Consider the following 22,888-nt stretch of genomic DNA (forward strand, 5'->3'; position numbering starts at 1 on the left):
GCAGGCGCGCATTGCAGATCGCCGGATGTACGGCGCAGAGTCAACGAAACCGGATTCTTTTGTTTCCGGCGGGACATCGGCATTTTGCTACGGAGCGGGGCGCTACGGAATAGCTGTTCTTCTCGGCGACACATTGTCGTCGTGAGGGCGCGAAGCACAGCGAATGGGCGTGATCCAACTCGCATGACACCCGATCGCGCTTGACTTTGTTCATCGCTTGTTCTCGCCACGGAATGCACCCCCTGAGTGGGAGCGTGTGTCGGTGTTGAAGACGCACGGCTGGAGTGCCGTCGGCAGAGGTGGTCCGAGCCTCATCCTTCGAGACACCCGTCTCGGGGCGGGCTCCTCAGGATGAGGGGTGGAAGCAGTCCGCGAGGCCAAGGACGTCGTTCGATATCCGCGCTGTCCTTCTCCACGAACACGATGTTCATGGCCGCATGCAGCCTACACCGACGACGTCGCCACCGTGTGGATGCCGCACTCTGTCTTGCCGCGGCCGCGCCAGCGGCCGGCGCGCTCGTCCTCGGCTGAATCCGAGCGGCTGGTGCAGGGCATGCAGCCGATCGAGCGGAAGCCGGAGGCGACCAGCGGATGCTGCGGCAGGTTGGCCGAGCGGTAGATCTCGGCGATGTCCTCTCGCGTCACGTTCGCAAACGGATTGAACTTCACGCGCGCGCCGTCCTGCTCGACGACCGGGATGGCCGCACGTAGTCCGCCCTGGAAACGCTTGCGGCCATTGATCCAGGCCGCGAACGGCGCCAGCGCGCGTGCCAGCGGCTCGACCTTGCGGATGCGGCAGCAGGCGTCGGGATCAGAGAACCACAACTCGTTGTCGGCATCCTCGCGCGCCAGCGCCGCGGCGTCGGGCTTGATCGAGCGTACGTCCCGCAGGCCGAGAATCTCGATGAGCTGGTCGCGATAGGCCAGCGTCTCCGCGAACATGTGCCCGGTGTCGAGGAAGATCACCGGGATCGCCGGATCAACGTCGGCCGTCACCTTCAGCAGCGCCGCCGACTCCGTTCCGAACGACGACACCACCGTCAGCCGCTCGCGACCGATCGCCTCGAGAGCAGCGGCAATGACCTCATGCGGCGCGGCCGTGCGCAGCGCGGCGTCGAGCGCCGCGACAGGGATCTCCGCAACCGAAGGCGATGCGGCCAGCGTGCTCACAGCCCGGCACTCTCCGAATGACGCAGTTGCAGGCGCTGATGCAGCGCCGAGATACGGCCGTCGCCGGTCGGCTGGTAGAACACCGAATAGCGTTTCACGGTCTCGGTGAAGGCCTCGGCATCCGCCTGCTTCTTGACCTCGAAGGCGTCGAAGCCGGCGCGCAGCATGAACACGAACTGGTCACGCAGCACCTGCCCGGTCGCGCGCAGCTCGCCGCGATAGCCGTAGCGCTCACGCAACAGACGCGCCTGGGTGTAGGCGCGACCGTCGCGGAAGCTCGGAAAAACCAGCGCGATCAGCGCGAGCCGATCGAGATAGGGCACGAGATCGTCGACGTCGCGATTGTTCGGCCAGATCACGCCGAGCTTGCCGCCGCTGCGGCTGACCAGCGCGTCCGGGCCGGCGAGAAAGCGCGTCTCCGAGACGAGGATCGCGCCCTGCGCCGGCAGCTCGGCATCGTCGGTGAGGCGGACGAACGCGTCCGCGATGATGTGTCCGCCCTTAACGAGTGGCATAAACCCGCTCCCTGAATGGTTCGACCCCGAGCCGCTTCACCGTATCGACGAACAGCTCCTCAGGGCTCGCGCGCAGCGCAAGATAGGCTTCGACGATGTCCTCGACGACGTCGGCGACCTCGGCATAGGGCACCGCCGGTCCGATCAGGGTGCCGAGCACGGCGCCCTCATCGGCGCGGCCGCCGATCGTGATCTGGTAGAATTCCTCGTTGTTCTTCTCGACGCCGAGGATGCCGATGTGACCGACATGGTGATGGCCGCAGGCATTGATGCAGCCGGAGATGTTGATGTGCAGCCGGCCGATCAGGTTCGCCGTGTCGTGATTGGCGAAGCGGCGCGTGATCTCCTGCGCGATCGGGATCGAGCGCGCGTTCGCCAGCGAGCAGTAGTCCAGTCCCGGGCACGCAATGATGTCGGAAACGAGATTGACGTTGGGGATGGCGAGGCCGATCGCCTCGAGCGCCTTCCACACCGCGGGCAGATCACGCTTGCGCACATGCGGCAGCGCCAGATTCTGCTCATGCCCGACACGGATTTCGCCGAACGAGTATTTGTCGGCGATGTCGGCCAGCGCATCCATCTGGTCGGCGGTCGCATCGCCCGGCGGCTTGCCGACCGGCTTCAGCGACACGGTCACGATGGCATAGCCCTGCACCTTGTGCGGGAAGACCGCGTTCTTGCGCCAGGCCTCGAACTTCGGATCGTGCGCGGCCTGCTTCAGCTCCTCCGGCATGTGCGGCAGCGTCTCGTAGGCCGGATAGAAGAAGCGCGAGCGGATGTCCTCGATGATCCCCTGATCGAGCTTGAGCACGCCGTCGCGGATCTGCTGCCACTCCTCCTCGACCTCGGACGCGAACTTCTCGATACCGAGCTCGTGCACCAGGATCTTGATGCGCGCCTTGTAGATGTTGTCGCGGCGGCCGTACTGGTTGTAGACGCGCAGGATGGCCTCGACATAGCTGAGGATGTCGTGGCCATGGACGAACGGCTTGATGGTCTTGGCGATGAACGGCGAGCGTCCCAGGCCGCCGCCGACCAGCACCTCGAACCCGGTCTCGCCCTGCGCGTTCTTGAGCAGACGCAGGCCGATGTCGTGGATCTTGATCGCGGCGCGGTCATGCTCGGACGCCGTGATCGCGATCTTGAACTTGCGCGGCAGGAACGAGAATTCCGGATGCAGGGTCGTGAACTGGCGCAAGAGCTCGGCCCAGATGCGCGGGTCCTCGATCTCGCCCGGCGCCACGCCGGCCCACTGGTCCGAGGTGACGTTGCGCATGTTGTTGCCGGAGGTCTGCATCGACTGGATGCCGACCTCGGCGAGGTCGGCCATCGCATCGGGCAGCTCGGCGAGCTTGATCCAGTTGAACTGGATGTTCTGCCGGGTCGTGAAGTGGCCGTAGCCGCGGTCGTAGCGGCGCGCCACATGCGCCAGCCGGCGCAACTGGTTCGACGCCAGCGTGCCGTAGGGAATGGCGATGCGGTACATGTAGGCGTGGAGCTGCAGATAGACGCCGTTCTGCAGCCGCAGCATCTTGAACTCGTCCTCGGAGAGCTCGCCCGACAGGCGCCGCTTCACCTGGTCGCGGAATTCGGCGACGCGCTCGTTGACCAGGGTCCGATCGATTTCGTCATAAGCGTACATGAGAGAGCCTTCAGGCTTGAGCCGGGAGCGCGATGGTGGCGCCCGTGAGCCGGATGTGTTCGCGCATATTGCCGGGCTTGACCGCGCCGTCGGCAGCGACCTCGACCGGCGCGATATAGGGGCCGATGGCGCCGAGATCATCGGCCACCGCTTCCGACAGCAGCGCGCGCGCCTCATCGGCGGTGCGCACGATCGCAGCATCGCTCAGCTCATCTGACCAGCTCTTGGTGCCGGTGCGGTAGATCACCGCGCCGTCCCAGGTCCGGTTCGCGGTGATGATCGAGGGACCGGTGATCTTGATCTTCTGTTGCAGCGGAGAGGTCATTCAGACGGGTTCCAGGAGTTTTGCGATCACGCCACTGAGGTTCTGCTGACGCCACGGCGCCGAATGCGCCACGACATCACCGATGATGAGGATGGCCGGGCCGCCATCGATTTGGCCGACGAGATCCGGCAACTGATCGAGCGTGCCGACCGCAGCCTGCGCATCGGAGCGCGTCACCTTCGCGAACACGCCGACCGGCGTCTGCGGCGAGCGGCCGGCGGCGAGGAGCCCGGTGCGCACGGCGGGTGCGGCCGTCATGCCCATGTAGACGACGACGGTCATCTTGGTGTCCGTCAGCGCCGACCAGTCCACCGCCTCGGCATCGCGCTCCTTGTGCGCGGTGAGGAAGGTGATGCGCAGCGCCTTGCTGCGGAAGGTCAGCGGCACCTCGAACTGCGCGGCAGCACCGATACCGGCGGTGATGCCGGGCACGATCGTGTAGGACACGCCGGCCTTGCGCAGCGCGTCGACCTCCTCGCCGCCGCGGCCGAACACGAAGGCATCGCCGCCCTTCAGACGCACCGCGCGCTTGCCGTCGCGCGCCGCCTCGATCAAGAGCTTGTTGACGGCGTCCTGGCCGATGCCGGGCTTGCCGACGCGGCGGCCGACCGGCACGCGCGCGGCATCGCGGCGAATGCGGTCGAGAATTTCGGGCGTGACCAGCTCGTCGTAGTAGACGACGTCGGCATCCTGCAGCGCGCGCAGCGCCTTGATCGTCAGCAGGTCCGGATCACCGGGGCCGGCACCGACCAGGGTCACATGGCCTTCGCTGCGGCCCGCATGATCCGCGCCCGCGAACGCGGTCGGATCGGCGATGCCATTCAGCGCCGCCGCGGCCTCGTGCTTGCGCCCCGCGAGCACCAGCGCGCCGATCGGGCCGTCGACGATGCGCTCCCAGAAGCGGCGGCGCAGCGGCATCTCGGTGATCAGCGGATTGATGGTCCTGCGGAAGTCGCCGATGAAGCTCGCGAGCTCGCCGATCCGCGCCGGCAGCAGCGCCTCGATGCGCTCGCGCACACGGCGTGCCACCACCGGCGATGAGCCGCCGGTCCCGATCGCCACCACGACGTCGCCGCGATCGACGATCGCCGGAAAGATGAAGCTGGAATGCGCGAGGTCATCCATCACGTTGACGGGCAGGCCGACGCTGCGCGCCCGCACCGACATCGCAACGCCGATGTCGCCGGCGCCCGCGCATAGCACGGCGATGACGCCAGTGAGATCGGCGCTCAGCGGGTCGCCTTCGGCGCGCTCGATCTGGCCGTGCTCATCGCGCAGACCCGCGAGATCGAAGTCGCCGTCGGTGGCGAACCAGCGGATGCGCGCGCCCGCGGACAGCAACACGCGAAGCTTGGCGCGCACGAGCTCGCCCGCGCCGATCAGCAGCACGGGGCCGGTCTTCAGATCGAGAAACACCGGCAGATATTGCATTGCGTTCTTCGGTTTCGGCACTTCGGGGTTGACTGGAATTATTTTCTATATAAGTGTCACGCCGCACACGTAAAGAGAAAATTATTCCTTGGCCTCGCCATAGAATTTTCTCCCAAGCAGGCGATGACTGATAGCATGCACATTCTCACCAACGACGTTTCCAGAGATCGGGTGCCCTCTTCCGAGATCGAGCAAGCATCTTCCATGCCGCGTGTCCTCAGTGCCGCGCCGACCATGGATCATCTCGACCAGCTCGAGGCGCAGAGCATTTACATTCTCCGCGAGGCCTTTGCACGGCTGAAGAAGCTCGCCTTGCTGTGGTCGCTGGGAAAAGATTCCAACGTCATGATCTGGCTCGCGCGCAAGGCCTTCTTCGGCCGTGTGCCGTTTCCGGCCATGCATGTCGACACGGCCAAGAAGTTTCCGGAGATGTACGTCTTCCGCGACACCTACGCGAAGGAATGGGGCCTCGATCTCAAGGTCGAGCCGTGCCCGCCGATCGACGCGGTGGATCCGACCCTGCCCCCCGCGGCGCGCTCGGCTGCGCGCAAGACCGAAGGCCTGAAGATGGCGCTCGCCAAGCACGGCTTCGACGGCCTGATCGCCGGCATCCGCCGCGACGAGGAAGCGACGCGCGCCAAGGAGCGCGTGTTCTCGCCGCGCGGCGCCGAAGGCCATTGGGACGTCCGCGACCAGCCGCCGGAGTTCTGGGATCACTTCAACGCCTCGCCGCCACAGGGCGCTCACTTGCGCATCCATCCGATCCTGCATTGGACCGAGGCCGACATCTGGGCCTACACGGCGCGCGAGAACATCCCGATCATCCCGCTCTATCTGTCCAGGAACGGCCAGCGCTACCGCTCGCTCGGCGATCAGGACATCACCTTCCCAGTGGCATCCAACGCCTCCAACATCCCCGAGATTCTCGCCGAGCTCGAAAGCACCAAGGTGCCGGAGCGCGCCGGCCGCGCGCTCGACCACGAGACCGAGGACGCCTTCGAGCGGCTTCGCGTCGCCGGCTATCTGTGAGCGGGGACGAGGCCATGAACATGCGAGTCCCGTCAGCCGCCCCCGCCACGCCGAACGGCACCACCCGTCCGCAGGTCCGCATCGTGATCGTCGGCCATGTCGATCACGGCAAGTCGACGCTGGTCGGCCGCCTGCTGCATGAGACCGGCAGCCTGCCCGAGGGCAAGCTCGAAATGCTGCAGGCGGTCTCGGCCCGGCGCGGCATGCCGTTCGAATGGTCGTTCCTGCTCGATGCGCTGCAGACCGAGCGCGACCAGGGCATCACCATCGACACCACGCAGATCCGCTTCCGCACCAATGCGCGCGAGGTCGTGCTGATCGACGCGCCCGGCCACGCCGAATTCCTGCGCAACATGATCACCGGCGCCTCGCAGGCCGACGGGGCGGTGCTGATCATCGACGCGCTGGAAGGCGTGCGCGACCAGACCCGGCGCCACGGCTATCTGCTGCATCTGCTCGGCGTGAAGCAGGTGGCGGTCGTCGTCAACAAGATGGACCGCGTCGATTTCAGCGAGGAGCGCTTCGACACGATCAAGGCCGAGATCTCCGCGCATCTCGAGGGCCTCGGTGTCGAGCCGGTCGCGATCATTCCGATCTCGGCGCGCGACGGCGACGGCGTCGCCCAGCTGACCTCGCGGATCGGCTGGTATGGCGGCCCGACCGTGGTCGAGGCGCTCGATGGCCTGGAGCCGGCAAAGCCGCTGTCGAGCCTGCCGCTGCGTCTGCCGGTGCAGGCGATCTACAAATTCGACGACCGTCGCATCGTCGCCGGCCGCATCGAGGCCGGCGAGCTCAAGACCGGCGACGAGATCGTGATCATGCCGGCCGGCAAGATCGCCAAGATCAAGACCGTCGAGGGCTGGCCGCAGACGCCGGTGACGGCGCCGCAGGGCGCCGGCCGCTCGGTCGGCATCACGCTCGACCGCGAGCTGTTCATCGAGCGCGGCGACGTCATCGCCCATGTCGGCCGCGAGCCGCAGGCGGCTCGACGCCTGCACGCGCGCATCTTCTGGCTGCACGACCAGCCGCTCGCCAAGGGGGACAGCATCCTGGTGCGGCTCGGCACCCGCGAGGCGCGCGGCAGCGTGGTCGCGATCGAGAAGGCGGTCGATCCGGGCTCGCTGTCCAACGAGCAGAATGCCGCGATCGCGCGCAACCATGTCGGCGAGATCGAGATCGCGCTGACACAGCCGGTCGCCATCGATCCCTACGCCGAGAACGCCCGCACCGGCCGCCTCGTCATCGAGGTCCAGGGCCGCATCGCCGGCGGCGGTCTGGTGCTCACGGTCGATGCCGGCAAGCGCGCCGCGCCGGTCGACATCATGCCGGTGGAATCGGCGCTGCAGCCGCAGGAGCGCGCCGATCGCTATCGCCACAAGGGCGCCGTCGTGTGGATGACCGGCCTGCCCGGCGCCGGCAAGTCGACGCTCGCCCGCGCCCTGGAGCGGCGGCTGTTCAGCCGCGGCGGCGCCCCGGTGCTGCTCGACGGCGACACCGTCCGCGCCGGCCTCAACAAGGATCTCGGCTTCACGCCGGAGGATCGCGCCGAGAACATCCGCCGCCTCGCCGAGGTCGCGACCCATCTCGCCCGCAACGGCCACATCGCGATCGTCGCGGCGGTGTCGCCCGCGCGCGAGGACCGCGCGGCCGCCCGTCGCGTCGCCGGCGACCTGTTCCGTGAGGTCTACGTCGCGACGGCCGCCGAGATCTGCGAGAGCCGCGACCCGAAGGGCCACTACGCCAAGGCCCGCGCCGGCAATCTGCAGAACTTCACCGGCATCGGCACCGACTACGAGCCGCCGCTCGATGCGGAGCTGGTGATCGACACCGCGACGCGCGGGATTGCGGACGCCACCGACGAGCTCGAGGCGCTGCTGTCGCGGACGGGTGTGCTGTTCGACGATATCGCCGATCTCGGTGCCAACATCTGATTGCGTCGTCACTGCATGATCATGGACCGCGCACGTGCGGTCCATGACAGGGTTGGCAGATAGTCAAGCCTCTCACGTTTGCCTGTCAGGCTCGTGATACGCACTGTCATTCCGGGGCAAGGCCGCAGGCCTTGAACCCGGAATCTCGACATTGTCTTGCGTCTATTCTTAACAAGCTCGAGATTCCGGGTTCGATCGTCAATGCGAAGCCGCTTCGCGCCTTCGCATTGCCAATCGCCCGGAATGACGGTGAAGACGCGACCGCCAGCTTTTTGTCAGTGCCACGCTACAGCGCGCCGACATAGGCGGTGAGATCGTCGAGCTCGGCCTCGGTCGGCAGCCGCGTCTCCATCTTCTTGGCATAGAACTCCCACATCCGCTTGACGGCGTCGCGCAGCGACGCGGTGCGGCCGTCGTGGAAATATGGCGCGGTCGACGCGGCCGCGTGCAGGGTCGGCACCTTGAACTTGCCGCCGGTGCCGATGTCGTCTTTGCTCTTCTTGTCGAAGCTCGGCAATTGGTGGCACGTGCCGCAGCCGCCATCGCCGATATAGAGCTCATAGCCGCGCTTCACGGCCACGCTCGCATCCTCCCTCGGCGTGCCGTCCTCCTTGACCTGCCAGTTGGCGGGATAGTTGAGCGTGCGCACATAGGCGACCAGCGCCGCCAGCGTCTCCTTCGCTGGCTCCGGGCCCTTCATGCGGTTGACGATGATGCCGCGGATGCTGTCTTCCAAGGTCGGCGCCTGGCCGGCCCAGCCGAACACCGCGCGCTCGCCGACGCCCCACAGGGTCGGCGTATTCCGGCCATTGGGGTCCCCGTCGGCGACCACGTCGAGGCCGACATAGGTCTTGTTGTTGGTATGCCCGGTCGAGAAGTGGCAGGTGGCGCAGGAGGCCTTGCCGCCGCCAGAGAGGCTGGCGTCGTTGAACAGCTCCAGCCCTTTGGCGGCGAGCTCCGCTTCGGAGAGCTGCGCAGGTGCCGCCGCTGCCGCACCGACCGTGGTGGGCAGGGCCGCCGGCTCCTCGGTCGCAGCAGGTGTTGAGGAAGCCTTCGGCTTCCTGGTCGCCGCAGCCTGGCGGATTCTCGGCCTGTGCTCAGGCGCAGCCGGGTGCGCGGATTTCGGCTTCAGCGCCGAAGCGAGCATTTGCAGCAAGGTCGGCTTTTCCGGAGCCGCCGCAAGGTACGGTGCCGTCGACTTGTCGGCTGCGAGGGCGGGCAGAGCGAGCAGGCCGAGGCACAGGACGATCGACCGCAGCCCAGTGAACGACATAATGCGCCTCCCCCACCCCACTAGATGCAAGTAGTTATCGATAGCTTTTACGTCCGAAGTGGGACTGTGCGGGGGCAATGAATCGGCGCGGGCGGGATTGAGCGACAGCATCGTGCCGGCCTGACCACGTCTCATGGTAAGCAGGTCGCGCTATCTTGCGCGAGAGGGACATCGACCCCGGCTTGATCGACATCGTCGACCGCACACGCCTCACGCGAGGTGCCGCCCGCAGCCTGGCTCAAATTCGGCCTCGTGACGTCACGCGCGACATCGGCGAGCAGAGCGACAGCCGCAGCCAAGCGTGGTCACCTTCTACCCGAAGAACTACGGAGGAGTGCGCCGGTTCGCTCTTGGACGCCAAGCCTGCCCATGGGGCCGCCGTACGATCTGCAAGCAGAAATTAGCACTTGATCCGCACAGTTCACGACACGCGCAGCAACGCTGTCGAGGCGCAGGATGGAGCATCTGGCGGCCTATTGGTCGAGGGCAGAACTGGAGACGAACGGGATTCTGCTGCTGCACCTGATGGGTGCGGCGGCCGTCGGCCTGCTGCTGGGCTACGAGCGCACCTATCACGGACGCGCGGCCGGCATGCGGACCTACGCGCTGGTTTGCGTCGCATCGACCTTGTTGACGGCAATCAACGGCTTTCCCGGCAGCTGGTATGGCGGCATGGCGGTGTCACCGACCGTGTCCGATCCGACGCGCGTGATCCAGGGCCTGATGACCGGCATCGGCTTCCTCGGCGCCGGCGTCATCATCAAGGATGGCTTCACCATCCGCGGCGTGTCGACGGCCGCCTCGATCTGGATGACGTCGGCGATCGGCATCATCATCGGCATCGGCTTCTACGGCACCGCGCTTTGCGCGACGGCACTGTCCCTGGCCGCGATGACCCTGCTCGGCAAGGTCGAACAATGGCTGCCGCATCAGACCACGCTGTCGCTGTCGGTCGTCTATCGCCATGGCCTGCAACCGAGCGAGGCCGAACTGCGCGAATGCATGCGGGCCTATGGCTTCGACGTGCTGGACTGGTGCTACGAATACAGCGAAGCCAAGCGGCAATTCCATTTCGAGCTGGTGCTGCAGGCCGCCGGCCGGTTCGAGACCGCCCAGATGGCCCGCGACCTCTCGGGCGCCGAAGACGTTGTCGAATTCCGCTTGGCGCCGTCAAGAGCGTGAGAGCGGCGTAGGACAGGATCAGGCGTAGCCCGGATGAGCGCAGCGACATCCGGGCCAGGACCGGTGTATCGCAAGAGCTCACGCGGGCACCTTTCACGGATCATCCCTCATATGGGATCACCAACTCAATGTCGTTGGGCACGACGTCATAAAGGCCGACATGCTCTCCGTCAGCAAAGAACTCGACCAGATATGCCGGCGGCTCGGAGCGATGATCGATCACGATGGTTCCCCGCGCACCGATTGGGAGTGATATGGTCGGCACCGACCTGCGAAGACAGACGACGTCGTACTCCCTGAACGACCGTTTCCTCCGCCCGAGGAAGGCAAGGCAAGCACGGAAAGCGTGCAGCACGTGTAGCTCCGGATCAGCAACAACGACGTCAGAGATAGGGCCCGCCTATCGCAGGAGCTCACACGAGCTAGATCCGCGGCACCGGCGTTCGTTCGTAGAGATCGGCCACGCGGCATGACAGCCCGAATTCATGCAGCAACAGCTCTGCCTCGCCGCCCTGAAGCAGGATCGACGTCCACGCGCCGTCGACCTTGAGATCGAGCGCGACCTCCATTCGGTCCTGCGCAATGACGAGCACGGCCAGACAATCGGGATGCCCGCGATACAGCTCGCGCTTGACCTCGATCCAACGCCGGTCGGTGCCGGGGACGATCACCTCGTCGGTGTCGGAAACGATCTCGGCCAGCAGATAGGCCTTGTCGACGAAACGCTGTCCGGCGTCGTAATCGGCATCGATCACGCCCACATCCGGCTCCGGCCTGAAATCGCCGGTGCCGAGATCGAGACCCGGCCGCTGTGCAGCCAACCACGCAGGCGCATGCCGCGCCAGCGCGTCGTTCAGCAAGCGTTCGAGGTTGCTGGCGATCTGGTTGTGCGCAATGGTCGGCGGCGTCATCATCATGGCGACACCTCCGACCAGTTCCCAGCGCTCGTGATCCGGCCGCCGCGCCTGGAAGCTGCGGAATTCCGAGGTCGACATCCGGCCCGAACCGCGATCATGAACCGCTATCTGCATCAAGGAGATCCTATGGTTCTATGGATGGTAACATACTCGCCCTGCTGAGAGGAGTCGGGAGCCGTCAAGCCAGAATGCGAGAAGCAGCATCTGCCCCCTATCCCCCCAAGCTTCTCCGGTCGCCTCAAACCCGCCGCTCCGAAAACCCGAATTCTCTCGCCCCATCAACCTGATTTGGACTGTCCAGTCCTCAGCCAAAAATATTCTTATTTCTTTTTTTCGGAAATCATGCTAGGCCTATGTTCGTCCCGTCCCACACGAGCAACTGTGCTGTGTAGGCCGGCGAACGGCCGGCCTCAAGGCTGGCGCGAGACGCGCCCCCGCCTTCGGCGGCTGAAGGCCTTGACCCCGTCCGCTCGCCCTCCTGTTGGCTTGGCATGCACTCGGTCGTGGACCGAGCGCAGTGTGGCGCTCGATCAGTTCATCGCAACGCGCAGCTGCTTGGGATTCCATTTTTCGCCGCGGGCGATCATCGTGTTGAGGATGATGATCAGCTTGCGCATACAGGCGATGAGGGCAACTTTCGGCTCTTTGCCCTTGGCGATGAGGCGTTCATAGTAGGTCGTGAGCACCGGATTATGCTGCGTCGCTGCCCCGAGGCAGGGAAGGAACAGGCCGTTTCTCACCCAGCGCCGACCTCCCTTGATGTGGCGCTCGCCTCGGCGCTTGCCGCTGTCGTCGTCGTAAGGGGCAACACCGATCAGGGCAGCGGCGATCCTGTCACTCACCTTGCCGAGTTCCGGCGCTCCTGCGATGAGGAGCGCGGAGGTCGTGACGGCAAGCCCCGGCACACTTTCAATGATCTCGGCGCGCTCGGCAAATTCCGGCGTCGCCTTGACCCTGGCGAAGATCGCAGCCTCGAGCTTCACAATCTGAGCCGCGAGCGTCTTCAACACCTGGGAATGGGCCTTCTGCGCCAATCCCGGCACAACATGCTCGGTCTGGTTCTGCAAACGGGTTTTCAGATCCATCAGATTCTTGCGCGCTTTCACCAGCCCCGCCAGTTCCTCGCGTGCAGCATCGTAGGTCTGGCTCGGTGCCTCGTCGAACGTCTCGGCGAACCAGGCGATCATCTCTGCGTCGATCGTGTCGTTCTTCGCCAGTCGACCCGCCGACAAGGCGAAGCTGCGAACCCGTTTGGGATCAACGATCCGCACCTCTATCCCGGCCTCGCGCAGCGCCTTGGCCCATTCGCGCTCATAGCCGCCGCTGGCCTCCATGACGGCCTTGGTCACCTTGTGCTTGCGAAGCAAGGCCACCAGCTGGCGATGCCCAAGCGAACTGCTCGGGAATGCCTGCCGTACTCCGAGTTTCCGAATGCAGCCGTCCACCTTGTCCTTGGCCACATCGATACCAGCGACATCATTTGCGATCTGTGTCATCATCCACTCCCTTCCTTGCCTTGTATGGGCTCGAAGCCCTTGCAACTGTTCGGGTTGAGGAAGATCACCGGAGCTGTCCCTCGCTCTGATACAGGCTCTGCCGCGTTTGGGGCGTTACGGGCTCAGATCCAGCGACGGGCGGTTTTGCGAGAACCGCCCGTTCGCGCATTCTGGCAGATCTGGCGTACACAAGGGGCGTTTCGCGACCGTCACGGACGTCGGGTGCGGGATGCGGTGGGCGTCTTGGGCTGCGGCGTGAGCGATCATGTCGACGGACAGTCCGAGGCGCACGGCCAAGTCGTGGGGTCCTGGCATCCCGATGCTGATGCCACGCGCGTGACAGCGCCAACGCGCTGCGCGGGCAACGGTGACCAGAAAGCCCGGCGCACCGGGGAGACCACGGAGCAACCGTAGAGCCATCGCGCAGGGAAGGCCGGATGTCCGGCTCGTACCTGTGGTTCCTGCCGCCTGCATTTTTTTCTGCAGGCGGGCCATGGGTGCAGCCTGCACCCGGCCTTCCCTGCGCCTCTCGTTTTTGAGAGGCGATCAATTGGCAAAGCTCGGACGCTATCAGGCGCCGCGAGAACGTTGGGGATTGTCCGCAAATGCACGATCTGAGATGGGCAACGAGATGCAACCTCGGGCGTCATTGCGAGCGAAGCGGCGATGCGAAGCAATCCAGACTACCTCCGCGGAGGCCGCCTGGATTGCTTCGCTCCTCGCAATGACGGCGGAGTTTGGGGCACGCGCCGTGGGTCCGAAGGCGATGGGCGGGGTGCGGGAAACGGCTCGGCCCCGACCGGCTTCGGAACCACCTCCACCCCACCCACGACCAACTGCGATACCCCTCCCCCCTTTCGTGGCCCCCGCTTTGGCGCTAAATGCACTGCACACGCCGCCTTCGAGGCGGCCATTTCAGCACGCCAAGACACGCGCAACGTCGCCCTTATTCGAGAGAAACGTCTCATCATGACCCGTATCGACGCCCATGGACTGAAGATCGCCCCCGTTTTGTTCGACTTCATCGCCAAGGAGGCCACGCCGAAGACCGGGATCGATCCGGACGCGTTCTGGGCCGGCCTCAGCGCGATCCTGCGCGATCTCGCCCCGAAGAACCGCGAGCTGCTCGCCTTCCGCAATGCCCTGCAGGACAAGATCGACGCCTGGCACCTCGCTAACAAGGGCAAGGCTTTCGACCTCGGCGCCTACACCGCATTCCTGAAGGAGATCGGCTACCTGCTGCCCGAGCCGGCCACGCACAAAGTCGAGACCGCCAATATCGACGAAGAGATCGGCAAGATCTGCGGGCCGCAGCTGGTGGTGCCGCTCACCAACGCCCGCTACGCGCTGAACGCGGCGAACGCGCGCTGGGGCTCGCTCTATGACGCGTTCTACGGTACCGACGCCATCCCGCACGATCCGAGCGAAGCGGGCAAGGGCTACAACAAGGCCCGCGGCGACAAGGTGATCGCCAAGGCCAAGGCGTTCCTCGACGCCGCCGTACCGCTCGCCACCGGCAGCCACACCGACGTGACCGCCTACAGCGTGATCGCCGGCCAGCTCTCCGCCAAGCTGAAGAGCGGCAACGCCACCGCGCTCAAGAACGCCGACCAGTTCGCCGGCTACCAGGGCTCGGCCGACGCCCCCTCCGTGATCCTGCTCGCCAACAACGGCCTCCACGTCGAGGTCGTGATCGACCGCAGCCATGTCATCGGCAAGGACGATCCGGCAGGCGTCTCCGACATGATCCTGGAGGCCGCGGTCTCGACCATCCTCGACATGGAGGACTCGGTCGCCGCAGTCGACGCCGAGGACAAGGTGCTCGTCTATCGCAACACGCTGGGCCTGATGAACGGCACGCTGTCGGCCGATTTCGAGAAGGGCGGCAAGACGCTCACCCGCGCGCTGAACAGCGACCGCAGCTACACCACGCCGTCCGGCGGGACGCTCACCTTGCACGGCCGCAGCCTGCTGCTGATCCGCAATTGCGGGCACCACATGTTCACCGACGCCGTGCTCGACGCCAAGGGTGAGGAGGTTCCGGAGGGCATTCTCGATGCCGCCGTCACCGGCCTCCTGGCGATCCACGACCTCAAGAGCAACTCCAAGGTCAAGAACAGCCGCACCGGCTCGATCTACATCGTCAAGCCCAAGATGCACGGCCCGGACGAGGTGGCGCTCACGGTCGAGCTGTTTTCGCGCGTCGAGAAGCTGCTCGGCCTGCCGGAAAACAGCATGAAGGTCGGCATCATGGACGAGGAGCGCCGCACCACGGTCAACCTCAAGGCCTGCATCCAGCAGGCATCGAAGCGCATCGTCTTCATCAACACCGGCTTCCTCGACCGCACCGGCGACGAGATCCACACCTCGATGGAAGCGGGTCCGATGATCCGCAAGAACGAGATGAAGGCACAGCCCTGGATCAAGGCCTATGAGGACTGGAACGTCGATATGGGCCTGATCGACGGTCTTCCCGGCCATGCCCAGATCGGCAAGGGGATGTGGGCGGCGCCGGACAAGATGGCCGACATGTTGGCGCAGAAGATCGGCCACCCGCAGGCGGGTGCCACCACCGCCTGGGTGCCGTCGCCGACGGCTGCGACGCTGCATGCCCTGCACTATCACCAGGTCAATGTGCACGCCCGCCAGGCCGAACTCGCCAAAGGCGGCCCCCGCGCCAAGCTCGGCGACATCCTCACCATCCCGGTGTCGAACTCGAACTGGGCTCCGGACGACGTACGCCAGGAGATCGACAACAACTGCCAGGGCATTCTCGGCTATGTCGTGCGCTGGATCGACCAGGGCGTCGGCTGCTCCAAGGTGCCTGACATCCACGATGTCGGCCTGATGGAGGACCGCGCCACCTTGCGCATCTCCAGCCAGCATCTCGCCAACTGGCTGCACCATGGCGTCGTCACCAGGGAGCAGGTGATGGACTCGCTGAAGCGCATGGCCGTCGTGGTCGACAAGCAGAATGCCGGCGATGCGCTCTATCAGCCGATGGCGCCGTCGTTCGATGGCGTGGCATTCAAGGCAGCCTGCGACCTCGTCTTCGAGGGTCGCACGCAGCCGAACGGGTACACCGAATACATTCTCACCGCGCGGCGGCGCGAGGCGAAGGCAAAGGCCTGATGACGAAAAGCCCCGGCCATCCGCCGGGGCTTTTTTTGATTAGCATGAGGTAACATGATGCCGGATCATATCACCGCGATGAATCGGAGCAGCGAGATCACACCGAGCACGATGACGATCACGCGGCAGATCTGCTTGGCCCGGCCGTCGATCGGCAGGAGGTTGATCAAATAGAGGATGAGGATGACGACGAGGAAGGTGACGAGAATACTGATGAGCATGGGAGTCCCCTGGGAGATGAAGGATGCGCTGGCGCTGTCAATCTAACCCGCTCCGCGACTTGAAGTTCCCGAGTCGGAACTTTGGCCACTCCGTTTTCTCCGTAGTTCCACGGACCCACCTCGCATTCAGTTCTTTACCGGTTTGCGGTCGAATGCCGGGAACCGGAGATCAAAATGCTGAATCGCTTGACCATTTCTTCACTGCTGAAGACGGTCATCGCCACCGCCGCCCTCGCCGTCATCGCCCTCTTTTCGCTGAACGCCTGGAATTCCTGGAGCAGGCTGCAATCTGCCCAGCGGATCGCACGCGTTGCCGAAGTCTCGGGCGTCTTGTTCAAGGCCATGAACAGCATGCGCAGCGATCGTTCGACCACGATCCGCGTCCTGAATGCCGATCGGGCCATGGACGGCGACACCGAGAAATTCCTGCGCTCCGCCCGTGGCATCTACGTCCCTGCGCTGGACCGCAGTCTCGATCTGCTGCAAGGCATCGACTTCCAACAGAACCAGAGCCTGGTTGCCGACCTCGACCGGCTCAACAAGACGCTGACCGCGGAGCACAGCGAGTTCTGGACCGAGATCGTCAAGCCGAAGGCGGCCCGCCGCGCCGGCCTGCCCAAGGAGTATGGCGAGACGTTCGACGCGCTACTGGTCCTGCTCGACAAGATCACGGTCAATATCGCCGCCAGCGTCAATCATCAGAGTGCGACCGTCGATCAGCTATTGATGATCAAGCAGATGGCCTGGCTGATGCGCAACACGGCTGGTGAAGCATCGCTCGTCGTCAGCAATGCGCTGACGGCCGGCAAGGTGTCGCCCGAAGCGGTGCTGGCCTACACCAAGCAGGTCGGCGGCGTCGATGCCGCATGGAAGGCGGTCCAGCTCGCCACCTCCGGCATGAGCTTGCCGCCGGCGCTCTCCGCAGCGATGTCGGGCACGGAGCAGGCCTATTTCACGCCGGAGTATGCCGGCCTGCGCGAACGTCTGCTGGCAGCGGTGCAAAAGGGCGAGAAGCCCGAGCTGACGCCATATCAGTGGAGTCCATTCTCCGTGAACAAGATGACGAGCGCGGTCGCCCTGGCCGAGGCGGCGCTCGACGCAGCCAAGGACCATTCCAGCGCGCAGCAGAGCGCTGCGACGGAGTCGCTGATGCTCCAACTGACGCTGCTGCTCCTGGCCGTCGCACTGGGCGGCGCGGCGATCGCCGCCGTGAGCGGCCGAGTGATCCGGCCGCTGCACCGGATGCGCGATGCCATGCTCGCGGTGGCGGGCGGCGATCTCGGCGTCGACACCGGCTACACCCAGCGGCAGGACGAGATCGGCGCGCTTGCCAACGCGCTCGAGACCTTCAAGCAGCAGGCCAAGGACAAGCTCGCGATCGAGGCCCAGGAGCGTGAGCGCAACGCCGCGACAGTTGCGCGCCAGCGCGCGATCGAGTCCTACGTCGCGGAGTTCGAAAGTCTGGTGCGCGGGTCGCTGGAGCAGCTCGGCCAGGCCTCCACCGACATGCAGGCCACGTCGGCCGGTCTCACCAACGTGTCGCGGCAAACCAACACCCGCGCCGAGGTCGCCGCGAGGGCTTCGAACGACGCCTCGATCAGCGTGCAGACGGTCGCCTCTGCGGCGGAGGAGCTGAATGCGTCGATCGCGGACATCTCCAAGCAGGCTTCCCATGCCGCCGGGATCGCCAGCCGGGCGGTGGAGCAGGCCCGCATGACCGACGGCACGGTACAGGGGCTGGCGCAATCGGCGAACCGGATCGGCGAGGTTGTCGGGCTCATCAACAGCATCGCCTCGCAGACCAATCTGCTGGCGCTGAACGCGACCATCGAGGCGGCGCGCGCCGGCGAGGCCGGCAAGGGCTTCGCCGTCGTCGCCTCCGAGGTGAAGACGCTCGCGAGCCAGACTGCGAAGGCGACCGACGAGATTTCCGAGCAGATCGCCGACATTCAGCGCGTCGCCAATGACGCGATCGACGCCATCAAGCGGATCGGCGGCATCATCGGCGAGGTCAACGAGGTGGCGACCGCGATCGCCGCTGCCGTGCAGGAGCAAGGCGCGGCGACGCAGGAGATCTCGCGCAGCACTCAGTTCGCTGCAGACGGCACCAAGAACGTCTCCGAGAACATCACCGGCGTGAAGTCGGACGCGGACGCAGCTGCGGCCGCAGCCGACAACGTGCGCAATGCCTCAGAGACGCTGGAGAGCCAGAGCAGAAATCTTGGTCATCAGGTCACGGACTTCCTCGGCAAGATCCGCGCGGCCTGACGGTCTCGCAGGATCAGTCGAACGCCATCACCGGCGCGCGCTCATACTTCGCGCGCAGCGCCGCGGGCGCCGGCGAGAAGTTCAGCTCGGCGCGCTTGCCGCTGCCGGTCCGGTTGGCGACCTTGAGGCCGTCGTCGCTGGCAACGACGTCACCCTTGCGCAGGGTCGGATCGTTGTCGATCGACACCTTGGCGAGGCCGAAATGGTCCTTGCCGTTGCAGGTGCAGCCGTCGACGATTTCGGTGCGATACTTGAATGCGTTGGGCAGCGCCGAATACGGCTTGCCGCCATCCGTCTCGGCGCCGTCGATCGAGCTGCCATAGGCGATCTCGGTCTTGGCCGCCGGGCAGAAGCTGTTGCAGGCGGCCTCCTTGCTCTGGTCACCGGTGGCGCCGAGCGGGAAATAGCGGCCATCACAGGTGCGCACGCACCACGCGGTGCTGCCGCCACCGGAATAGACCGGCTGGCTGCGCGGCGCTGGACGCTGCACCGGCGGCGCCTCGTCGGCGAACGGCATCCGGGGCGCTTGGCGCTGCGGCGCGTTGAAGCCGCCGAACAGCGCGGAGATAAAATCCTGCGCGCCCGCCGTGGTCGGCGCTGCCAACGCGCCCGCGGTTGCCATGGTTGCCACTGCGATGGCAGCGAGGGCACGTCGGCCGTTCATGACCCAACTCCCCGCTTAATTGACGGCCGCAACCGGCAGCGACCTCGCCTGCCGCCCCGACGGCAGCGACGTCACGCGCGGCGCACGGCCGGCATTGGTGCGCGCCTGCAGCGAGGCGGCTTTCGGCAGCACGACGACCTTCGTCCCCACCTGCACGCGGCTGAACAGGTCGGAGACGTCCTCATTGGTCAGGCGGATGCAGCCCGACGACACGAATTTGCCGATTGTCGTGGGATCGTTGGTGCCGTGGATGCGATACTCACTGGAACCGAGATACATGGCCCGCGCGCCAAGCGGATTGCCCGGGCCGCCGGCCATGAAACGCGGCAGATAGGGCTGGCGCGCGACCATCTGCGCCGGCGGATGCCAGTCCGGCCACTCCGCCTTGCGTGTCACGGTCTGCACGCCGGCCCAGGTGAAGCCTTCGCGCCCGACGCCGACGCCGTAGCGCAATGCACGGCCGCCGCCGAGCACGTAGTACAGATAGGTGTTGCTCGTATCGATGATGATCGTCCCCGGCGCTTCCCGCGTATCGAGGTTGACGATCGTGCGGCGCAGACGGTCCGGCAGCCGGCTGTCCTCATCCTGCACCGCAGATGCCGTCGCCTCGTCCGGCGGAAATGCCTGCTGCTCGACCGGCGCATATCCGAGAATCTGGGCGTGAGATGCAGTCGCACCTGCGAGCAAGAGGACCGCGACGCCGGCGATCAGCGAAGCCGTCCGCCGCAAATTGCGGCGATGGCCGGAAGCGAGCTGTGTCATGGAATGCCCCTGTCATGCGAGCATCGCGGTGCGATGCGTGATTACCTTCCAAACGCCGAACGTCTCGTCGTAGTTCCGGCTTCGGTGTGGTCGCCCTGCGTCAGTCAAGCATGTGAGCTCTCACGTTTGCGCGACGGAACCGGATGGGCCCCCGGCTGTTGGATGGCAAGCCACGCGAGCTGTGCGCGAACGACTCGATCGGGAGATTCATGGTGCGTGTACTTCCCACCGAGCGGCTGCTCGCCAGCGGGAACGACGATTCAGCCCTGAATGAAAGTCGCCAAGAATTACCTCCCGTGATCAGACGGGTTGACCTCGTCGCCATCGCTCTCATCATCCTCACGGCCGTCTGCGTGACGGGTGTCCTCTATGTCGCCCGAGGATTTTTTCTCCCGATCGTGATGGCCTTCGTGGTCGGCACCATGCTGTCGCCGGCCGCCAACTTTCTCGAACGCTTCCACGTGCCGCGCGGTGTGGGCGCCGTGCTGATCGTGCTCGCGGTTGCGGCGGGGCTCGCCTTCATCATCGGCCTGATCTCGGCGCCGGTGCTGGACTGGACCAATCGCCTTCCCGAGCTTGCCGCCACGCTCAAGTCGAAGCTGCACGTCTTCGATCGGCCGCTGGCGCTGTGGCACGAAATGCAGGCGGCCGTCGGCGGCGGAAGCGCACCGGCCTCGGCTAGCCTCGAGCTGCCCAAATTCGATTGGGTTCAGCCGACGATCGAATTCCTGTCGCCGACCTTCACCGAATTCCTACTGTTCTTCGCCACGCTCGTGCTGTTCATCGCAAGCTGGCGCGATCTACGGCGGGCGCTGATCATGACCTTTGGTGATCACGAGGTCCGGCTGCGGACGCTCCGCATCCTCAACGAGCTCGAGCTGCACCTCGGCAACTACCTCCTGACGGTGACGCTCATCAACACCGGTGTCGGCATTGCAGCCGGCCTCGCCTGCGCCATCGCCGGCATGCCCAATCCCGCCGGCCTTGGGGCGCTTGCGGCGACGCTGAACTTCATCCCCATCATCGGGCCCCTCGCGATGTTCGCGGTGCTCGTCCTGGTCGGCGCAATCGCATTCCCGACCTTGAGCGCCGGCATGGTCGCGCCCGCCATCTTCGCCGTGATCACCTTCCTGGAAGGCCACTTCGTCACGCCGACCATCATCGGCAGGCGCCTTGCGCTCAACGCACTCGCGGTGTTCATCGCGCTGGCATTCTGGACCTGGCTGTGGGGCCCGATGGGAGCCTTCCTCGCCTCGCCGCTCCTGATCGTCGCCCTCATCGTGAAGGAGCACCTGCTGCCGGACGATTCGCCGCAACTGCCGGCAGACTAATTCGGTTTCCACCGTCGGAACTTCGGCCGAGACCCCGCGTTTGTCGAGCAGACGCAATCACCTTGCTCCGGGAGCTTGCCATGCCACCGACTGACGGTGAGACCGCCCTGAAGGATCTCGTCGACAAAGCGAACTACGAACGCCTGCAGAAGGATGTCCACGCCGTGAAAAACGATATCGCAGCCCTCACCGAACAGATCACCGATGCGCTCAATGCCTTCGCGGGGCAGGCCAGCAAGCAGGCCCGCAGCGGCTATCGCCAGGCACGCGACAACGTGGACCAGACGTTCGACGACATGTCCGAGCGGGGCACCGCGATGTTTGGTGCAGCCCAGAATGCCGCAAACTCACTCGAGGAGCGCCTCGAGGACGTGATCTCCCATCGCCCACTTGCCACCGTGGGTCTTGCGCTCGGACTTGGATTCCTCATCGGCGCCGCTTGGAGACGCTAAGCGGCGGCCCTGAAATCCAGAGGCTTGTCTTGTTTCGGCGCCGCGTCTTCGGCGCCGATTTGAGTTTGTTGCGCAGATGAATGAGACGCCGAGGGTAATGACATGCTGCAGCGCCTGATTGCGGACTTCCAGGAATCGACCGGGCATGCCGTTCGGCTCACGTCGCTCGCGATCGCTGCAGCGGTCGGACTGTTCGTCACCACGAGCTTTCTATGCGCGGCTGCTTTCGTCGCCGTGCTGAATCGATACGGGCTCGTGGCCGCGTGCCTCACCGGTGCCGCCATCTTCTTCGTAGTGACGTTGATCGCCGCAGTCAGCTACATGGCGCGCAAGCGCGCGATCGCGAGCCGTGCTGCGCGGACCGCGGAAACGGCGCGGTCGGCAGTCCAATCTGCTTTTGCAGATCCGATTTTGCTGGCCAGCGGCCTGCAGATCGTCCGCATGATTGGCATCAAACGGCTGATTCCCATTCTGGCTGTCGGCGGTCTGGCGCTCGGATTCATGGTCAGCCGCCAAGCGGCGGAGGAGCAAACGCCTGCGGAGTGAGGGCTGCCCTGACCGTCATTGCCCGGCGTTGATCGACTGCTTACGCCTCGGACCGGGTGCGGCGCTGCTGTAGCTAAGTCACGCACCGTCCCGGTTGCAGGCGCTTGGCGATCTCCGTCAGCACCGACACCGACGGCTCGCACGCCACCGGGTGCTTGGCGGCCTTCTCGTTGCCGGTGGTGATGAGCTGCGATTTCTGCGGCGACGGCGAGGAGCTCACGCTTACACCCGTGGGGTTGACGGGGAGCCGCACCAGGAAGGAGGTCTCCGCGAAGGCAGCCAGCTTGATCGACACAGTCTGTGACGGCGCCGCAGTACCGCTTTGGTTGGCGCGGTCAGATTTGGCGGCCCGGTTCACGTCATTCGCTGTTGCGACGATCGTCTCGCGAGTGGGGTTCTGAACCGCCAGGCTGGCGCCAAGATCATGGCCGGAAGCCAGTTGCATTGCGCCTACGAGCATGGCGGACGCCGCAAGCGAACCCAAAACGACAACTTTCTTGGTCTGCGACATGTCTCTGCTCCCCTCGCCGCAAGGCGATCGGCATACCAACGTAAGTCGCAGGAACCGGGTTCTCGGTCGGGCAAATCACTTAACCGTGTG

The 22,888-nt window shown here is 65.4% G+C and carries 21 protein-coding genes; 8 read left to right on the forward strand and 13 right to left on the reverse strand.

The window, feature by feature from the left end; translation table 11 throughout:
* Positions 1–444: 444 nt before the first annotated feature.
* The 5 genes from QW881_RS19825 to cysG are packed head-to-tail and all read right to left on the reverse strand — an operon-like array spanning position 445 to position 5,083.
* Positions 445–1,170: a phosphoadenylyl-sulfate reductase gene (locus QW881_RS19825; protein WP_315753365.1), complete on the reverse strand. Its 726-nt coding sequence runs from the start codon at positions 1,168–1,170 to the stop codon at positions 445–447.
* The gene (locus tag QW881_RS19830) at positions 1,167–1,685 is read right to left on the reverse strand and encodes a DUF934 domain-containing protein (protein WP_315753367.1); all 519 of its coding nucleotides are present in this window, start codon (positions 1,683–1,685) and stop codon (positions 1,167–1,169) included. Before QW881_RS19830 ends, QW881_RS19825 begins: the two co-directional genes overlap by 4 nt.
* Positions 1,672–3,327 (reverse strand): nitrite/sulfite reductase, encoded by a 1,656-nt coding sequence (locus tag QW881_RS19835; RefSeq protein ID WP_315753369.1) that lies wholly within the window; start codon positions 3,325–3,327, stop codon positions 1,672–1,674. Before QW881_RS19835 ends, QW881_RS19830 begins: the two co-directional genes overlap by 14 nt.
* 10 nt (positions 3,328–3,337) lie before the next feature.
* Positions 3,338–3,652 carry a DUF2849 domain-containing protein gene (locus tag QW881_RS19840; protein WP_315753371.1) on the reverse strand — a complete coding sequence of 105 codons (315 nt, stop codon included), beginning with the start codon at positions 3,650–3,652 and terminating at the stop codon, positions 3,338–3,340.
* On the reverse strand, positions 3,653–5,083 hold the full coding sequence (gene cysG / locus QW881_RS19845) for a siroheme synthase CysG (RefSeq protein WP_315753373.1): 1,431 nt from the start codon (positions 5,081–5,083) through the stop codon (positions 3,653–3,655).
* A 234-nt stretch (positions 5,084–5,317) separates the two neighbouring features.
* Here cysG and cysD point away from each other — a divergent pair, with 234 nt between their 5' ends.
* Together cysD and cysC are read left to right on the forward strand one after the other, a co-directional pair.
* A complete protein-coding gene (gene cysD / locus QW881_RS19850) occupies positions 5,318–6,112 on the forward strand; it encodes a sulfate adenylyltransferase subunit CysD (protein WP_315753951.1) in 795 nt (264 codons plus the stop codon).
* Positions 6,113–6,126: 14 nt separating this feature from the next.
* Positions 6,127–8,043 (forward strand): adenylyl-sulfate kinase, encoded by a 1,917-nt coding sequence (gene cysC, locus QW881_RS19855; protein ID WP_315753375.1) that lies wholly within the window; start codon positions 6,127–6,129, stop codon positions 8,041–8,043.
* Between the two features lie 286 nt (positions 8,044–8,329).
* Here cysC and QW881_RS19860 read toward each other — a convergent pair whose 3' ends face one another.
* Positions 8,330–9,316, reverse strand: a complete 987-nt coding sequence (locus tag QW881_RS19860) for a cytochrome-c peroxidase (protein ID WP_315753376.1) — start codon at positions 9,314–9,316, stop codon at positions 8,330–8,332.
* Positions 9,317–9,772: 456 nt separating this feature from the next.
* Between QW881_RS19860 and QW881_RS19865 the strand changes: the two genes are divergently transcribed.
* A complete protein-coding gene (locus tag QW881_RS19865) occupies positions 9,773–10,498 on the forward strand; it encodes an MgtC/SapB family protein (protein WP_315753378.1) in 726 nt (241 codons plus the stop codon).
* 100 nt (positions 10,499–10,598) lie between these two features.
* Here QW881_RS19865 and QW881_RS32615 read toward each other — a convergent pair whose 3' ends face one another.
* The 3 genes from QW881_RS32615 to QW881_RS19875 form a co-directional block, all read right to left on the reverse strand.
* Positions 10,599–10,853, reverse strand: a complete 255-nt coding sequence (locus QW881_RS32615; RefSeq protein WP_409998939.1) for a DUF4926 domain-containing protein — start codon at positions 10,851–10,853, stop codon at positions 10,599–10,601.
* A gap of 67 nt (positions 10,854–10,920) precedes the next feature.
* Positions 10,921–11,529 (reverse strand): Uma2 family endonuclease, encoded by a 609-nt coding sequence (locus tag QW881_RS19870; protein WP_315753380.1) that lies wholly within the window; start codon positions 11,527–11,529, stop codon positions 10,921–10,923.
* 416 nt (positions 11,530–11,945) lie between these two features.
* Positions 11,946–12,911, reverse strand: a complete 966-nt coding sequence (locus QW881_RS19875; protein WP_316172339.1) for an IS110 family transposase — start codon at positions 12,909–12,911, stop codon at positions 11,946–11,948.
* 969 nt (positions 12,912–13,880) lie between these two features.
* On the opposite strand from QW881_RS19875, the gene QW881_RS19880 reads away from it, so the two are divergent.
* Complete coding sequence (locus QW881_RS19880; protein WP_315753384.1) at positions 13,881–16,043, forward strand: malate synthase G; 2,163 nt, start codon at positions 13,881–13,883, stop codon at positions 16,041–16,043.
* 65 nt (positions 16,044–16,108) lie between these two features.
* Here the strand turns inward: QW881_RS19880 and QW881_RS19885 are convergent, their stop codons facing one another.
* Positions 16,109–16,264 (reverse strand): Thivi_2564 family membrane protein, encoded by a 156-nt coding sequence (locus tag QW881_RS19885; protein WP_315753386.1) that lies wholly within the window; start codon positions 16,262–16,264, stop codon positions 16,109–16,111.
* A 174-nt stretch (positions 16,265–16,438) separates the two neighbouring features.
* Between QW881_RS19885 and QW881_RS19890 the strand changes: the two genes are divergently transcribed.
* Positions 16,439–18,532, forward strand: a complete 2,094-nt coding sequence (locus tag QW881_RS19890) for a HAMP domain-containing methyl-accepting chemotaxis protein (protein WP_315753388.1) — start codon at positions 16,439–16,441, stop codon at positions 18,530–18,532.
* A gap of 13 nt (positions 18,533–18,545) precedes the next feature.
* Here the strand turns inward: QW881_RS19890 and QW881_RS19895 are convergent, their stop codons facing one another.
* Complete coding sequence (locus tag QW881_RS19895; RefSeq protein WP_315753390.1) at positions 18,546–19,196, reverse strand: DUF2865 domain-containing protein; 651 nt, start codon at positions 19,194–19,196, stop codon at positions 18,546–18,548.
* A gap of 15 nt (positions 19,197–19,211) precedes the next feature.
* Positions 19,212–19,958 (reverse strand): L,D-transpeptidase, encoded by a 747-nt coding sequence (locus QW881_RS19900; protein WP_315753392.1) that lies wholly within the window; start codon positions 19,956–19,958, stop codon positions 19,212–19,214.
* Between the two features lie 212 nt (positions 19,959–20,170).
* Here QW881_RS19900 and QW881_RS19905 point away from each other — a divergent pair, with 212 nt between their 5' ends.
* The 3 genes from QW881_RS19905 (at position 20,171) to QW881_RS19915 (ending at position 22,287) form a co-directional block, all read left to right on the forward strand.
* Positions 20,171–21,289: an AI-2E family transporter gene (locus QW881_RS19905; RefSeq protein WP_315753394.1), complete on the forward strand. Its 1,119-nt coding sequence runs from the start codon at positions 20,171–20,173 to the stop codon at positions 21,287–21,289.
* 80 nt (positions 21,290–21,369) lie between these two features.
* Positions 21,370–21,741 (forward strand): YqjD family protein, encoded by a 372-nt coding sequence (locus QW881_RS19910; RefSeq protein ID WP_315753396.1) that lies wholly within the window; start codon positions 21,370–21,372, stop codon positions 21,739–21,741.
* 102 nt (positions 21,742–21,843) lie between these two features.
* A complete protein-coding gene (locus QW881_RS19915; protein WP_315753398.1) occupies positions 21,844–22,287 on the forward strand; it encodes a hypothetical protein in 444 nt (147 codons plus the stop codon).
* Positions 22,288–22,360: 73 nt separating this feature from the next.
* On the opposite strand, the gene QW881_RS19920 is transcribed toward QW881_RS19915, so the two are convergent.
* On the reverse strand, positions 22,361–22,798 hold the full coding sequence (locus QW881_RS19920; protein WP_315753401.1) for a hypothetical protein: 438 nt from the start codon (positions 22,796–22,798) through the stop codon (positions 22,361–22,363).
* Positions 22,799–22,888: the final 90 nt, after the last annotated feature.

The organism is Bradyrhizobium sp. SZCCHNS3016, assembly GCF_032484535.1.
In the GTDB taxonomy this organism is placed as follows: domain Bacteria; phylum Pseudomonadota; class Alphaproteobacteria; order Rhizobiales; family Xanthobacteraceae; genus Bradyrhizobium.